A 15152-nucleotide genomic window follows, 5' to 3' on the forward strand; every position below is an offset into this window, starting at 1 on the left:
GTCCCGGATATGCGGTTGCCGGTCAGTGCTGTTCCGTTGGCAGTTCGCGCACTACGGCTGCCACGATGTCGGTGTCTGCAAGGCCCTGCGGTATGCAGAGCCACCGGAACCCGGCGCTCCGGGCCTGCTCGGCAACGCGCTCTGCGGGCACAAGCAGCAATCTTTTCATCAGATTATGGTTGGTATTCTTACCGAGCGCGACGAGATTGTTCAATGTTTCTCCGGACAGCGCGATGATCACCTCCGGATCAAAGTCGGTCAGCACATCGGTTATGGTCTTCTTATCGTAGTCAGGGCAAAAGCGACGGTAAAGCGGCAGCACGGTTACCTCGGCTCCGCGCTGGCTGAGCGTGTCCCGGATCAGTTCGCGGCCATCCTCACCCCGGACCAGCAGTACCCGCTCACCGTCAGGAGTCCGCAACCCCGGCAAGGCCAGCAGGTCTTCACTGGTCCAGCCGTGCCCGGGGGCTTCCGGTGTAACACCTGCCGCAGACAGCACCGCTGCGGTGCCGGCACCCACGCCATACCAGTGAAGGCCTGCGGGTACCTGTGGCCACCAGGTGTCCAGCAGCTCCAACAACAGGGTGGCGGCATAGGGACTGACCGCGATGACGTGGTGGAACTGGTCGAGGTTCTGGATCAGCGTACGGGTTTCGGGGGTTTCCGGCAGGGCTTCGCGGGCAAGGGTGGGCAAAACCCGGACGTCTGCGCCGGATTCGCGAAACTGCCGTGCCAGGCGCTCACCATCGGGGCGCGGGCGACAGATCAGGATCCGTCGCCCTGCCAATGGCTGCGGTGGCCGGTCGTTCGCAGGCTCGCCGGTCGCCACCTTACTTCGGGGTGTGGCCATAGATCTCGGCCAGTACCCGGTCGGCGCCCATGGCGAGCAGGTCCTCTGCCAGCTCCCGGCCCAGCCGTTCGCCTTCGTTGCGGGGGGCGCGACCTTCTACCCGGAAGATTTCCGTACCATTGACCGCACCGACCAGGCCGCGCAGCCACAGGGTGTCCTCGTCCTCCAGCAGGGCGTAGGCGGCAATGGGAACCTGGCAACCACCTTCCAGACGGCGGTTCAGCGCGCGTTCCGCACGGACCCGGTCCGCCGAGTCTGCATGATTGAGGGGCTCCAGCATGGCCAGTAATTCCCGGTCAGCCAGCCGGCACTCGATACCCAGTGCACCCTGGCCAACGGCAGGCAGCGACAGGGTGTCGGGCAGGCAGTCGCGGATGCGGTCATGGAAGCCGAGGCGTTTCAGGCCGGAACTGGCCAGCACAATGGCGTCATAGTCGCCGGCGTCAAGCTTGGCCAGGCGAGTATTGACGTTACCCCGCAGGGTGCGGATCTGCAGGTCCGGGCGGTAGGCCCGCAGCTGGGCTTCGCGGCGCAGGCTCGCGGTGCCCACCACGGCGCCGTCCGGCAGGGCGTCGATGGATTCGAAACGGTTGCTGACAAAGGCGTCGGTTGGATCTTCCCGCTCACAAATAGCCACCAGGCCGAGGCCTTCGGGGAACTCCATCGGAACGTCTTTCATGCTGTGTACGGCGAGGTCGGCACGGCCGTCGAGCATGGCTTCTTCCAGTTCCTTGACGAACAGCCCCTTGCCGCCGATCTTGGCCAGCGGTACGTCGAGGATCTTGTCGCCCTGGGTCTTGATCTTGAGCAGTTCAACGGTGACGTTGTCGTGCAGTCGTTCCAGTTCTGCCTTGATGAATTCAGCCTGCCATAGCGCCAGTGCGCTGCTGCGGGTTGCAATGCGAAGGGTACGTTTTGACATGTTGAGGTACTTGCCGGGTCAGGAAAATGTCCCGATAGGTTACCGTGTAGCGACCAAAAAGTCCCGTGACCAGAAGGGGTAACTCACCCCGGTTGGTGTTCCCGGAGCCATTGCCGTACCGCACTGCCGTGGCGTCGACTGACCGCACGCTGGCCCCAGGGTTCCGGCAGGCGGACTGCGAGCTGGCCGTCTGCACAGCGGACGATGCCATGGATGTAGCGGACACCCACCAGGGTATGGCGGTGGACTCGCAGCAGGTCGTCGGGGTAGGCGAGCTCCAGTTCTTTGAGCGTGTAGTCACACAGGCTCTCGCCCCGGGTGTGGTGGATGGTGACGTATTTCTGGTCGGCTTCGCAGAGGGCGATCTGGCCGACGTCGAGCAGTTCGGTGCCACGATGGGTGCGGATGGCCAGGCGTTCTTCGCGGTCCGCCGGGGCGACCTGCAGGGCCTGGCGCTGGAGCCGGTTGAGGCGGCCGGCCCTTGCCAGTGCATCGGCGAGGGCTTCACGGCGCACCGGCTTGAGCAGGTAGGCAGCGGCCTGGACGCCAAAGGCGTCAATGGCATAGTGGTCGAAGGCGGTGCAGAAGATGATCGCCGGTGGGCTGTCCAGCGCCTGCAGCCGACCCGCCGCCTCCATACCATCCATCCCTGGCATGCGGATATCCAGCAGGACGATATCCGGGTGCAGGCTGGCCACCTGATTGAGGACGGCGTTGCCGTCAGCGGCTTCCCCGCAGACTTCATAACCTGGCAGCTCGTCGAGCAGACGGCGTACCCGTTGCCGCGCCAACGGTTCGTCGTCGGCAATGAGAACCTTGCGTCTCGGGCTGGCTGGGCTGGGCTGGTTCATGGTTGTCCCGCGTTGCTGGCTGCGCCGGCACGCTGCCAGGGCAGGCGCACCGTCACTGTGTAAATGGTCTGCTGGTGGCTGTGTTTAAGCACCGCCCGGTCGCCGAACAGGGCTTGCAGGCGGGACTGGATGTTGTCCAGCGCCATGCGGTTGCCGTCGTGTCCGGCGGCGCCGTCGGCGGGCTTCGGGTTTCGTACCATCAGGTAAACCGAGTTGCCGTTACGGACGGCCTCGATGTCCACGGTGCCGCCTTCTGGGCGCGGCTGGATACCGTGATAGATGGCATTCTCCACCAGTGGTTGCAGGGTCAGTGGCGGTATCGCCTGTTGGCTGACGTCTGCATCTATTTGCCAGTTTACCTTCAGCCGGTCCCCCAGGCGCAAGCCTTCGATGGCGAGGTAGCGGCGGCAAAGAGTGAGTTCCTCAGCCAGCGAGATCAGTCGCTGCTCGGTCCGCAGGCTGGCGCGAAACAGTTCTGACAGGTCCAGCACCGCCTCCTCGGCCTGCTCCGGGTTACTGGCAATCAGGCTGGCAATGGTGTTCATGCTGTTGAACAGGAAGTGTGGATGGATACGCGCCTGCAACGCGGTCAGCCGGGCCTGCATTTCGGCTTCCTGCTGTTGTTGCCACTGGTGCTGCAGGTAGAAATAGCGCAGTACCATCAGGGTGATCAGCAGCGCCATCAGCAGTTTTTTGATGATGCCCTGCCAGCCGCTGATGCCGGGTTCCGGATAAAGCACGCTGTCAGCGAACAGGCTGAATGTCAGGACATCGGCCAGCACAATGGCCGCCACCGCGGCAGTTGCCATCGCGGTGCTGAGCCTGGCCAGGCGCTGGCGCAGCAGGCAGATCAGTGCGGTACTGGTGAGCACCGTCCACTGCACAAACAGCGACAGCAGCCCGAAGTAGTTCCAGTCAATCCAGCCGGAACGGGCCTGGACGACCGACATCAGCAACACCAGCAATTCGCTGGTGATCAGCAGCATGAATACCGCCCGTACCCGGCACAGGTCGGGGATAAAGAAATCCTGCGCCGCACTGGAACCGGCGGCGGGTTCGGGTTTTCTGGCCTGCGGCGCTGTCATCACTGCGGAGTCCTGAACTCGGGTGGGCGAGACGGTGCCCGAGAGTGTTATAATCGCGGCCTTTATTCCATCCACGTCGGCAGAATGATGCCGGGCTGTCAGCAGGAAAGATAGACCATGACCGATCAGAGCAAGACCTCCGAGAAACCCTGGGGCGGTCGTTTCAGTGAACCGACGGACGCATTTGTCGAGCGCTTCACGGCCTCGGTCGGTTTTGACCAGCGACTGTACCACCACGACATCACCGGCTCCATCGCCCACGCCACCATGCTGGCCGAGGTAGGTGTGCTGACTGCAGCAGAGCGCGACCAGATTGTCGAAGGCCTGAACGGCGTCAAGGCGGATATCGAGGCAGGCAACTTTGAGTGGTCGGTGAGCCTGGAAGATGTCCACATGAATATCGAGGCCCGGCTGACCGACCGCATCGGCATTACCGGCAAGAAGCTGCACACCGGCCGCAGCCGTAACGACCAGGTGGCGACGGACATCCGTCTGTACCTGCGGGACGAGATCGATGTGATCGCCGAGGAGCTCAAACGCCTGCAATCGGGTCTGCTTGATGTGGCCGAGCGGGAAGCGGACACCATCATGCCGGGCTTTACCCATCTGCAGACCGCCCAGCCGGTCACCTTTGGCCACCACCTGATGGCCTGGTATGAAATGCTGGTGCGTGACGCCGAGCGGTTGCAGGACTGTCGCAAGCGGGTCAACGTGATGCCGCTGGGCGCAGCGGCGCTGGCCGGTACCACCTATCCGATTGACCGTGCGATGACGGCCCGCCTGCTGGGCTTTGACCGGCCGACGGAAAACTCGCTGGACTCGGTCAGCGATCGTGATTTTGCCATCGAGTTCTGCAGCTTCGCCGCGCTGCTGATGACCCACCTGTCCCGGTTCAGTGAAGAGCTGGTGTTGTGGACCTCGGCGCAGTTTGATTTCATTGACCTGCCGGACCGGTTCTGTACCGGTTCCTCCATCATGCCCCAGAAGAAGAACCCGGATGTGCCGGAGCTGGTGCGCGGCAAGACCGGTCGGGTCAACGGGCACCTGGTCAGCCTTTTGACCCTGATGAAGAGCCAGCCGCTGGCCTATAACAAGGACAACCAGGAAGACAAGGAGCCACTGTTTGACACCCTGGATACCGTCAAGGGCTGTCTGAAGGCGTATGCCGACATGGTCCCCGCCATCCGTGCCAAGGCGGACAGTATGCGGGCCGCGGCCAAGCGCGGTTTCTCAACCGCTACCGACCTGGCCGATTACCTGGTGAAGAAGGGCGTGCCGTTCCGCGATGCCCATGAGATTGTCGGCAAGGCGGTCGCCTTTGGCGTTGCCGAGCAGCGCGACCTCTCCGAAATGACCCTGGACGAGCTGGCCGGCTTCTCCAGTGTGATCGCAGCCGATGTGTTTGACGTGCTCACCCTGGAAGGCTCGGTGCAGGCCCGTAACCACCTGGGCGGTACCGCGCCGGGGCAGGTGCGGGCGGCAATAGCCCGGGCGCGCCAGCAGCTCTGAGCAGGGAGCGGTGCGGGCAGGCCGGTCAGGTGCCGGCCGGCCCGCACTCCAGCGGCACTGATGCCGCTGTCAGTTCGGTCAGTGGTCGTGGTCGCGACAGGCGATGGCCCTGGCCGTAGTGGATGCCCAGCGTGCGCACCTTGCGCAGGGTATCGTCGTTTTCGATATAGGTCGCCACCGTTGCCTTGCCGGCCGCGACGGCAATCCGCTGCAGGGTTTCCGTCATGACCAGTTGTACCGGGTCATTCTCCAGGCCCCGGATCATCCCGCCATCGAGTTTGATGATGTCCACCGGCAACCGGGCTGCGAGGCTGTAACTCGCCACTGAGGCTCCGGCACCGTCAAGGGCGATACGGCAGCCGATGCGGTGCAGGCCGTCACAGAGTATCGCCACGTCATCCGGATACTGGCTGGCGTCCGCCTCGCGGATCTCGAAACAGAAGCTTTCCGCGGCAAACGGCAATTCCTTGAGCAGCGTCTCTACAAAATCCGGAAAACTGTCATCCAGAACACTCGCCAGCGACAGGTTGAAGCCGCAGTATTTCAGTCGCGGCTCCATCAGTGGCTGGCTCGCCAGCCAGCCCAGGGTCTTGCGAATAACCTGTCGATCAATCAGTTTGGCCAGGTCGAAACGTTCCGCAACCGGCAGGAAGTCTGCCGGTTTCAGGGCGGGCTCCTGTGGGTCGTCGCTCCCGATGCGGGCCAGAATCTCGACGTGATCGCCCCAGGTGGCGCTGGCCACTGGGCGCAGGGTCTCGAATTCGAGGATCAGGGTGTCGTTGTCCAGGCTCTGCTGTATCAGCTCCAACAGCCGTCTCACCCGTCGTTCGCTATCGTTGTCGGTGCCTGAGTGGCTGGTGTGTACCCGGTTGCGGCCGGCGATCTTGGCGGTGTGGCACAGGTCCGCCGCCTGGCCGATCAGTTGTTCGCCGTCCCGTGGGGAGTCTTCGTGGATCATCAGCAGGCCGGCACTGGCGGTGGTGGCCAGTTGCCGGCCCTGCCATTCGAAGACGAACTCCCGGGTCAGTGCCAGCAGGTTGTCGGCAACCCGGCGGGCCTGGCCTTCGTTGCAGTTCTCCAGCAGCAGCGCAAAGGTGTCTCCGGACAGTCGCGCCAGGGCATCCCGTTGCCGTACCCGGACGCCCAGCACACTGGCGAGGGCGCGCAGATAACGGTCGCAGGAACCATTGCCGCAGAGATCGTTGAAGCGGGCAAAATCATCCAGGTCGAGATACAGCAGACCGTGGCTGTTGCTTTCCGTCACCGGCCGCCCCAGCACCCGGTTGAGGCGGTGGATGAATTCCCGCCGGTTGAGCAAGCCGGTGACCGGGTCGTGGCGGTTGCGGAAATGACTGGTGCCGGCGGCCCGCAGCCGGTCGGTGATGTCCTTCGCCACGTGGACGGCGCCGGTAACCTCCCCCTGTTCACTCTTCAGCGGCTGGAAATGGAACTCGAACACCGGTAACTGGTTGTTGTGCTGGGCGATGGGCATTTCGACAATAAAACTGTCGCGCTCGAAGGCTCTTGCCCACAGGCGCTCCGTCAGCCGTCGTTCGTTCGGGAAGCTGGCAAGCAGGGTACTCAGGTTGTCGCCTTCAACCGGGGTAATCCCGAAACTGAGGGCAAACTGCTCCTGGAACGGTCGGTTGCAGCACACCAGGTTGAGTTTGCGGTCGACCGCGGCAACCAGGTTGTCTGTTGCGCCAATGGTTGCCTGCAACAGTTGCCGGGTGTGGCTGCGGGCCTGGCGCTGGATCATTTCCCCGGTGAGATCGGTGATGGTGCCGCCCAGCCGGACAATCGGCTGGCCCCGGTGGAGGGGGCGACCGTCCAGTTTCAGTCGGCGGATACGCTGGCGGGCAGTGACAACCTCAAAGGTGACGCTGAACGGGCGGCCGTTTCGCATGCAGCGACGGAACAGGGCCCGCAGCCGGTTCTGGCTGCCCTGGCAGTAAAACAGGGCCTGCTCCGGGGTGAGCTCGGCGCCGGGCCGTAACTCCAGCATGTGGTAAATGCCTTCGCTCCAGGTCAGCTGGTTCTCCGGGATGTCCAGTTCCCAGATCCCCAGGGCACCGCTGCTGTCGGCCGGCTGAAGCAGTCGCGGATCCAGCGGTTGCTGATCCCGCAGGCTGATGAAGGCGGTCGCGGCGCGGTCGGAATCGCGAACCTTGAGGCGCAGGGTGACTTCGGCGGTAAAGTAATAGCCGTCGCGATGTCGCAGAGTGATCTGCGCGGCTTCACCGCTCTCCATGCGCTGCCGGTTGCCGGGCGCAAACGGGTCGTCCTCGCGGGCGGCCACCAGGCAAGTAACCGGCCGGCCTTCAAGCGCACCGGCGTCATAGCCGAGCACGGCCTCTGCCTGCGCGTCGGCGTAGGTGACCAGACCGTTGTCATCAACCCGGATCAGGGTTCTGCGGGGATCGCCTCCGGCAGCATCGGACCGGTATCGGCGGATAAAAAACTCTTTCACGTCAGATCCTCCGGACCCTCATCTCCCTGACGGGGCAGGGCGTTGCAGCAAGTCCTCATCATACTGATTCTGCCGCCGGAAAAAACTCTTCCTGCCGCTGCCTCGGGCGAGGTACCGGTGCCGCCGTGCCGATCTCGCCCCGCGCGGTCTGACTCAGGTATACTGCGCGTTTACGATCGATACTGGGCAGGTTTTGCGATGCGGGCTCGACTCTTGATGGTGTTTTTGCTGGTGGCCGGCACGCTGGTTGCCGGTTGCGGCCAGAAAGGCCCGCTTTACCGGGAGGTGCCGGCCAGCGTTACCGCCGAGCCGCAGTCGGCTCCAGCCTCGGCGACGGATGACGAACGGCGGCGCCCTGCGGTGACGACCGACTGACCGGCTCACATTTTTTCTTTTTCAGGAATTCGGATGGATCACTTCAACTATCGCGATGGCCAGCTCTTCGCTGAAGATGTCCCGGTTGCGGATATTGCAGAGCGTTTTGGCACACCCGCCTATGTTTATTCCAGGGCAACCCTTGAACGGCACTACCGGGCCTATGACGATGCCCTCGCCGGGCAGCCGCATCTGGTGTGCTATGCCGTCAAGGCCAACAGCAACCTGGCGGTGCTGAACGTATTGGCCCGGCTGGGTGCCGGTTTTGATATCGTCTCTGCCGGTGAGCTGGAGCGGGTGATCCGCGCCGGTGGTGACCCTGGCCGGGTAGTGTTCTCCGGGGTGGGCAAGCAGCCGTGGGAAATGAAGCGGGCGCTGGAAGCGGGCGTGCGCTGTTTCAACGTCGAATCGGATACCGAGCTGGACCGTCTCAACGAGATTGCCGGCGAGCTGGGCCTGCGGGCACCGGTGTCACTGCGGGTCAACCCGGATGTGGATGCCGGTACCCACCCGTATATTTCCACCGGTCTCAAGGAAAACAAATTCGGCATTGATATCGCTGATGCGCCGCGGGTCTATGCCCGGGCTGCGGCCATGGCCAACCTCGAGGTAATCGGAGTGGATTGCCACATCGGCTCCCAGCTCACCTCGGTGGCGCCCTTCCTGGATGCCCTTGACCGGGTGCTGGCGCTGGTTGACCGGCTGGCGGAACAGGGTATCACCATTCGCCATCTGGACATGGGCGGTGGCCTGGGCGTGACTTATGACGAGGAGCATCCCCCTGAGCCAGCTGAATACGTTGAAGCCCTGAAAGCCCGGCTGGGTGATCGCAAGCTGGAGCTGGTTCTTGAGCCGGGCCGCTCCATCGCGGCCAACGCCGGGATTCTGCTGACCCGGGTGGAGTTCCTCAAGTGTACCGATCACCATAATTTCGCCATCATCGACGCCGCAATGAACGACCTGATACGGCCGGCGCTCTACAGCGCCTGGCAGGCCATCATTCCGGTGGTGCCCCGCACCGATACGGAGGCCCGGGAGTGGGACCTGGTGGGTCCGGTGTGCGAAACCGGCGACTTCCTCGGCAAGAACCGCCGTCTGAGCCTGCAGCCCGGTGACCTGCTTGCGGTCCGTTCCGCCGGCGCCTACGGTTTTGTGATGAGTTCCAACTACAACACCCGTAATCGTCCGCCGGAGCTGATGGTGGATGGCGACCGGGTGCACGTGGTACGCCGGCGGGAGACCCTCGAGGACCAGCTCGGCCCGGAAAGCTGTCTGCCGGAATGAGAGGGACTGACCAGATGAACCCGCCGCGCCGTAATCAGGGGCCCCTGCTGGCTTTTACCAAGATGCACGGGCTGGGCAATGACTTCATGGTCGTGGATGCCATCAGCCAGCCCTTCCGGCTGCAACCGGAACTGATCCGCGAACTGGCCGACCGGAACTTTGGTATCGGATTTGACCAGTTGCTGGTGGTGGAGCCGCCGGGGCTGCCGGACGTGGATTTCCGCTACCGGATCTTCAACGCCGACGGCTCCGAAGTGGAGCAGTGTGGTAACGGGGCGCGCTGTTTTGCCCGGTTTGTCCGCGACCAGCGCCTGACCAATAAAAAGGTAATCCGGGTCCAGACTGCCAAGGGCGTGATCGAGTTGCGAACCGGGCGGGACGGCTGGGTCACCGTCAACATGGGCGTGCCGGAGCTGAATCCGCCGGCCATTCCGTTTGCCGCCAATGCCCGCAAGGCGGTGTATACCGTCGAGGTGGATGGCGAAGTGGTTGAGCTGAGCGCCGTGTCCATGGGCAACCCCCACGGTGTGCTGCTGGTTGACGACGTGGACACTGCGCCGGTGGCGACGCTGGGGCCAAAACTGGAGCGTCATCCGCGGTTTCCGGCAAGGGCCAACATCGGCTTCCTGCAGATTGTCAGTCGTGGCAAGGCGCGGCTGCGGGTGTTCGAACGCGGTTCTGGTGAAACCCTGGCCTGTGGCAGCGGTGCCTGTGCCGCGGTGGTGGCCGGCCAGTTGCGCGGGTTGCTGGATGACAAGGTTGAGGTTGAGCTGCGTGGCGGCCGGCTGGTGATCGAATGGCAGGGGGAGGGTACCCCTGTTATGATGGAAGGCCCGACCGCTACCGTCTACGAAGGCCAGATCCGTCTTCCGGGCGAGACCGCACCCCGCCGGCGGCGTCCGGGCCGTCCCCAGGACAGCCGAAACAAGGCGCGGAGCCGTCATAACAACAGTAACAGCGGTGGCAATAATGGAAGCGCCGGTCGCTCCTGACCGGTGATCGGAGGAGAGCTGCATGACAGAACAAGCGGTCCGCGAGAAGGCCGGTAAGCTGAGCCGCGAGGACGTTGCGGAATACCTGCGTGACAACCCCGACTTTTTCATCGACCAGGATGAGTTGCTGCGCAGCCTGACTCTGCCCCACGACAGTGGCCGGGCCATATCCCTGGTGGAGCGCCAGGTTCACCTGTTTCGCGAACAGCGCGATACCCTGCGTCGGGAACTGGTGGAGCTGGTATCAATCGCCCGGCACAACGACCGCCTGTTCGAGAAGAGCAAGCGACTGCTGATGCAGGTGATCGAAGCACGGAATCTCAACGAGATGGCCGCGGCGATCGATGACAGTATCCGCGGCGATTTCGGCCTTGATGCGGCCTCTTTGCTACTGTTTACCGACCTCCCCCTGCCGGTTACCGCCGAAGGTGCCCTCCATGTGGTGTCGCCGGCGCAGGCGCAGCAACATCTCGGCACCCTGCTCGAGGGCCAGCGTGCGGTCTGCGGCCAGTTCCGGGAGAGCGAGCGCGAATTCCTGTTTCCGGAACGGGAAGATCCCATTGCCTCGGTGGCCCTGGTGCCGCTGCGTAATGATGAATTACTCGGGGTGTTTGCCGTTGGCAGCTGCGAAGCAGGCTATTTTGACCAGAGCATGGGGTCCCTGTTCCTGAGCTACATCAGTGATACCCTGAGCCGGCTGCTGCCTGCCATGCTGGAGCGGCACATGGTGATTCCCATCGTCGATGAGGTGGTGGAGTCCTGATGCCGGTGGCCGCTGCCTCCCTTCTCGAGCCGGTGGCGGCCTTTATTCGTCATCTCGCTGCCGAACGCCGGCAATCGCCCCGAACCTGTGACAGTTATTACCGCGATCTGGCGCGACTGGCCGAGTACCTCGATGGCCAGGCACTGACCGACTGGCGGCGGGTCGACAGTCACGCTTTGCGGCGCTACGTAGCAGAACTCAGTCGTTCCGGTCTTGGTGGTCGCAGCATTGCGCGCCATCTCTCGGCAACCCGCCGTTTTTACGATTACCTGCTGCGGGAAAAGCGTGCGACCGACAATCCGGCACTGGATATTCGTGCCCCTCGCTCCGGTCGCCGGTTACCCCGGGTGGCCGATGTCGATCAGCTCAATCAGCTGCTCGACAGCCAGCCCGACGACCCGCTGGAAATCCGCGATCTGGCGATGTTCGAGCTGATGTATTCCTCGGGCTTGCGGTTGGCGGAACTGGCAGGGGTGACCCGGGATGCGCTCGACCTGGCCAGTGGCGAGATCCGGGTGCTGGGAAAGGGCCGCAAGGAGCGGCTGTTGCCGGTCGGCCGTAAGGCTCGGGAGGCGCTTCGCGCCTGGCTGGCGGTGCGGCCGTCACTGGCCGGCGAGGGGCAGCCCGCGCTGTTTGTCAGTCGGCGGGGCGATCCGATCAGCACCCGCAGTATCCAGGCGCGACTGGGCCGCTGGGGCATTACCAAGGGCGCCGAGCAGCGGCTGCATCCGCACCTGCTCCGGCACTCGTTCGCCAGCCACCTGCTGGAGTCCAGTGGCGATTTGCGGGCGGTCCAGGAGTTGCTGGGGCACGCCGATATTGCGACCACCCAGATTTACACCCACCTGGATTTCCAGCACCTGGCCCGGGTGTATGACCAGAGCCACCCCCGGGCCCGTCGTGCCCGTCGCGACGGCGAAGACTAGCCCGGCGTTCAGTGCCGCAGCAAGGCGTCCAGTTCGTCGATGACTTCCGCCCAGTCGGAGTCGTCTTCCAGGCCCTCCTCAAGGAAGCTGGCCTGGCTCTGGCTCCAGAACGGCGCATCCCTGAGGGCAATTTCACGTGCCAGCGGGGAGTGGGAGGCAACGAACTTTTCGATGCTGGCGTCGTCGGAAGGCAGGCCAAGCTGGTCGAAAAGGGTGTTCAGGTTGTGCGTGGTCGTATCCATCTGGGCACCCAAAGGTATTGATTTTTTGAAGTTACCGGTTGTTCTAAATGTAGTGTAAGTGGCGAGGATATCCAGTGGTTGCGGCGTTCGGTCGGTGTTTGCTCCTGATGGTGTGCCTAGTGGCACCTGTGCTTGCGGTGGAGCCGCCGCTGCCATCCCCGGCGCCGGTGCTCGGTGCCGGAGACCTGGCTTGGCTGGCCGCCCAGGAACGCTTCCGGATTGGCGTGCGAAGCGCGCAGGTTCCCCTCGCATTCCGCGCCGGGAATGATGAGCTGGCTGGCACCTATGTCGATTATCTTGCGCGGATTTCGGACAAGCTGGGCGTGCCGGTGGAGGTGGTACCGTTGGAAGGTGACGCAGCGGTTGCCGGTGCGCCGCCAATGGCGGAAGCCGGCGAGCTGGATGGCTGGCTGACCCTGCTGATGCCGGGGGAGCAGGTGGCAGCAGAACGGCTGGTGACGGCGCCGTTGATGACACTGACCTACGGGGTTTTCATGGATGTTGGCGATGCCAGTATCCGCAAGCTCACCGATCTCGAGCGGCGCCGCATCGCTCTGGTGGGCGGTGACCGCATCCAGTTCAACCTGCTGGACCCCGTTGAGAGTTTTACCCCGGTGCCGGTAACAAGTATCAGCGAAGCGGTCAGCCTGCTGCTGTCTGGTCAGGTGGATGCGTTCCTGGGGCCGGTACCGGTGGTGTCCGACTATCTGCAGTCGGCGATGATCAACGGCGTCGGGCTGGGGGTGTTGCTGGATCAGCAGGAAGTGGACGTGGTGCTCGAAGTGCCGGCCGGCCGGGACCAGTTGTCACGGATCCTCGACCAGACAGTCGCCTCCATCAGCCACATCGAACACCGCACCATCCGCCAGGCCTGGCTGCAATCGCCGGTGCCGGTGGTGGAGCCCGGCGATGGCCTCACTCTTACCGGCATCGAAGAGGACTGGCTCAAGCGTAACCCCAATCTGCGCATTGCATTCCGCGATGACTGGCCGCCGTTCGAGTTCCTTGAGGACAGTCAGGTCAACGGTCTGGTGCCGGACCTGGTTGCCCTGCTTGAACAGAAACTCAAGGTCAAATTCAGCCGCGAAGCACTGGAACAGCCCGAGAAGGCGGAAACGATGCTGCGGGAAGGCCGGATCGACATCCTGCCGGCACTCACCCGCACCCCCCAGCGGGAGGACGAATTCCTGTTCAGCCGGCCTTACCTTGCGGTACCCATCGTGCTGGTCATTCGCGATGATGGCCGCTTCATCGGCGAGTTGCGGGAGTTACGGGATGAGCGGGTCGGAGTGGTACGCCAGCAGGCCAGCCATGACTACCTGCTGATCAATCACCCGAACCTGAACCTGTACCCGATGCAATCAGTGGAAGAGGGGTTACTGGCGTTGTCCAATGGCGATCTGGACGTGATGGTCACCCATATCCCGGCAGTCAGTTACACGGTAGCCCGGCTCGGGCTGTCGAACCTGCGAATTACCAGCATAACGCCTTACCAGTATGAGCTCCGCCTTGCGGTCCACAAGGATCGGCCGGAGTTGTTACGCATCATCAACAAGGCCCTGGGCAGTCTCGAGCCCCGGGAGTCCGAGGCCATCTACAATCGCTGGATTCACCTCGATATCGAGCAGGGAACCGACTATACCGCGGTACGACGGGTCATCCTGATCGCCCTGGTGGTGGTGCTGATCTTCCTGTACTGGAACCGCAAACTGTCCCGTGAAGTGGACGAGCGTATCCGCTCGGAAAACGCCCTGCGCCGCAGTGAGGACCAGTTGCGGGCGGCCAAGCTGGAAGCGGAGCGGCTGGCTCGCGAGGCAGAGAGCGCCAACCGTGCCAAGAGCGAGTTCCTCGCCAATATGAGCCATGAGATCCGCACCCCGATGAATGCGGTAATCGGTTACAGCGATCTGCTGCGGAACAAGGTGACCGATCCGCAGCAAAAAACCTATCTGGACGCCATTCGTGCCGGCAGCCGCAGCCTGCTGATGCTGATCAATGACATCCTCGACCTGTCGCGGATCGAGGCCGGCAAGATGCGGCTGGAGATTGCCCCGCTGTCGCTGCGGCGGCTGCTCGGCGATGTCCGTCATATCTTCGACCTACGGGCCCGGGAGCAGGGCATCACCCTCGAGGTTGGCGTCGACAAGAAAATGCCGGCGGCCCTGCTGCTGGATGAGGCGCGACTACGCCAGGTGCTGTTCAACCTGGTGGGCAATGCCATCAAGTTTACCCACGAGGGTGAGGTGACGGTGCGAGCCCGGGCAACGCTGTTGCCGGGTGGTGACGAACATGACGATGCGCCGGCCCATTACCGGCTTGTGGTGACGGTGGCGGATACCGGCATCGGGATCGCCCGGGACCAGCAGGAACGGATCTTTGATGCGTTCGAGCAGCAGGAAGGCCAGAGCAGCCGCCGATATGGCGGAACCGGCCTGGGGCTGGCGATCAGTCGCAAGCTGGTGCGGATGATGGGGGGCGAGCTGACGGTAGCGAGTGAGCAGGGCGTTGGCTCCACCTTCACGGTAACACTGCCTGATGTCGTTGCCGGTGCGGAAGAGGCCGAACCCGAAAGCGAGCCGCAGGATTCGGGACGCCTGCTGGCGGAAACCATGAGCATGCAGGAGCGCGACTGGCTGCGGAGCCAGCTGGCAAAGGATTTCGGTGAAAAGTGGAAGACCGTGCGTGCCAGTGGTGACCCGGAGGAAATGCGCGAATTCGCCAGCCAGGTGCTGGCCTGGGGCAAACGTTTCCGATCCCGTACGGTAACGCTGTATGGTGAGAAACTGCTGGTAGATGTGGAGGCCTTCAACCTGGACGCGGTCAACAGTGCGCTCGAGGCGTTCCCGCGACTGCTAGGGCAGGATCCGGTGCCCTGACGGCCGG

13 protein-coding genes are annotated in these 15152 nt (G+C 63.4%); 7 read left to right on the forward strand and 6 right to left on the reverse strand.

Annotation, left to right across the window (positions count from 1 at the left end; translation table 11 throughout):
- Positions 1–22 precede the first annotated feature (22 nt).
- From CLH61_RS12665 to CLH61_RS12680, 4 genes are all read right to left on the reverse strand, one after another.
- Positions 23–850, reverse strand: coding sequence for a uroporphyrinogen-III synthase (locus CLH61_RS12665; protein WP_099615117.1), 828 nt, complete (start codon positions 848–850; stop codon positions 23–25).
- Positions 831–1772, reverse strand: coding sequence for a hydroxymethylbilane synthase (hemC, locus tag CLH61_RS12670; protein WP_099615118.1), 942 nt, complete (start codon positions 1770–1772; stop codon positions 831–833). Before hemC ends, CLH61_RS12665 begins: the two co-directional genes overlap by 20 nt.
- Positions 1773–1855: 83 nt before the next feature.
- Positions 1856–2623: a LytR/AlgR family response regulator transcription factor gene (locus tag CLH61_RS12675; protein ID WP_099615119.1), complete on the reverse strand. Its 768-nt coding sequence runs from the start codon at positions 2621–2623 to the stop codon at positions 1856–1858.
- Positions 2620–3708, reverse strand: coding sequence for a sensor histidine kinase (locus tag CLH61_RS12680; protein ID WP_099615120.1), 1089 nt, complete (start codon positions 3706–3708; stop codon positions 2620–2622). The genes CLH61_RS12675 and CLH61_RS12680 overlap by 4 nt, the downstream gene beginning before the upstream one ends.
- Before the next feature lie 117 nt (positions 3709–3825).
- Between CLH61_RS12680 and argH the strand changes: the two genes are divergently transcribed.
- Positions 3826–5217, forward strand: a complete 1392-nt coding sequence (gene argH, locus CLH61_RS12685) for an argininosuccinate lyase (RefSeq protein WP_099615121.1) — start codon at positions 3826–3828, stop codon at positions 5215–5217.
- Positions 5218–5242: 25 nt separating this feature from the next.
- Here argH and CLH61_RS12690 read toward each other — a convergent pair whose 3' ends face one another.
- Positions 5243–7687 carry an EAL domain-containing protein gene (locus tag CLH61_RS12690; RefSeq protein WP_099615122.1) on the reverse strand — a complete coding sequence of 815 codons (2445 nt, stop codon included), beginning with the start codon at positions 7685–7687 and terminating at the stop codon, positions 5243–5245.
- 198 nt (positions 7688–7885) lie between these two features.
- Here CLH61_RS12690 and lptM point away from each other — a divergent pair, with 198 nt between their 5' ends.
- From lptM to xerC, 5 genes are read left to right on the forward strand one after another with little or no spacing between them, the layout of a single operon-like run.
- Positions 7886–8062 carry an LPS translocon maturation chaperone LptM gene (lptM, locus tag CLH61_RS12695; protein ID WP_099615123.1) on the forward strand — a complete coding sequence of 59 codons (177 nt, stop codon included), beginning with the start codon at positions 7886–7888 and terminating at the stop codon, positions 8060–8062.
- 33 nt (positions 8063–8095) lie between these two features.
- On the forward strand, positions 8096–9346 hold the full coding sequence (lysA, locus tag CLH61_RS12700; RefSeq protein WP_099615124.1) for a diaminopimelate decarboxylase: 1251 nt from the start codon (positions 8096–8098) through the stop codon (positions 9344–9346).
- Positions 9347–9360: 14 nt separating this feature from the next.
- Positions 9361–10338 carry a diaminopimelate epimerase gene (gene dapF / locus CLH61_RS12705; RefSeq protein ID WP_099615125.1) on the forward strand — a complete coding sequence of 326 codons (978 nt, stop codon included), beginning with the start codon at positions 9361–9363 and terminating at the stop codon, positions 10336–10338.
- Between the two features lie 22 nt (positions 10339–10360).
- A complete protein-coding gene (locus CLH61_RS12710) occupies positions 10361–11101 on the forward strand; it encodes a DUF484 family protein (protein WP_099615126.1) in 741 nt (246 codons plus the stop codon).
- Positions 11101–12027, forward strand: a complete 927-nt coding sequence (xerC, locus tag CLH61_RS12715) for a tyrosine recombinase XerC (RefSeq protein WP_099615127.1) — start codon at positions 11101–11103, stop codon at positions 12025–12027. Before CLH61_RS12710 ends, xerC begins: the two co-directional genes overlap by 1 nt.
- 8 nt (positions 12028–12035) lie before the next feature.
- Here the strand turns inward: xerC and CLH61_RS12720 are convergent, their stop codons facing one another.
- A complete protein-coding gene (locus CLH61_RS12720; RefSeq protein WP_099615128.1) occupies positions 12036–12269 on the reverse strand; it encodes a DUF2789 domain-containing protein in 234 nt (77 codons plus the stop codon).
- Between the two features lie 107 nt (positions 12270–12376).
- On the opposite strand from CLH61_RS12720, the gene CLH61_RS12725 reads away from it, so the two are divergent.
- On the forward strand, positions 12377–15145 hold the full coding sequence (locus CLH61_RS12725; RefSeq protein WP_099615226.1) for a transporter substrate-binding domain-containing protein: 2769 nt from the start codon (positions 12377–12379) through the stop codon (positions 15143–15145).
- The last annotated feature ends 7 nt before the right edge of the window (positions 15146–15152 follow it).

The sequence above is a fragment of the Marinobacter profundi genome, from assembly GCF_002744715.1.
Taxonomy (GTDB): Bacteria; Pseudomonadota; Gammaproteobacteria; order Pseudomonadales; family Oleiphilaceae; genus Marinobacter; species Marinobacter profundi.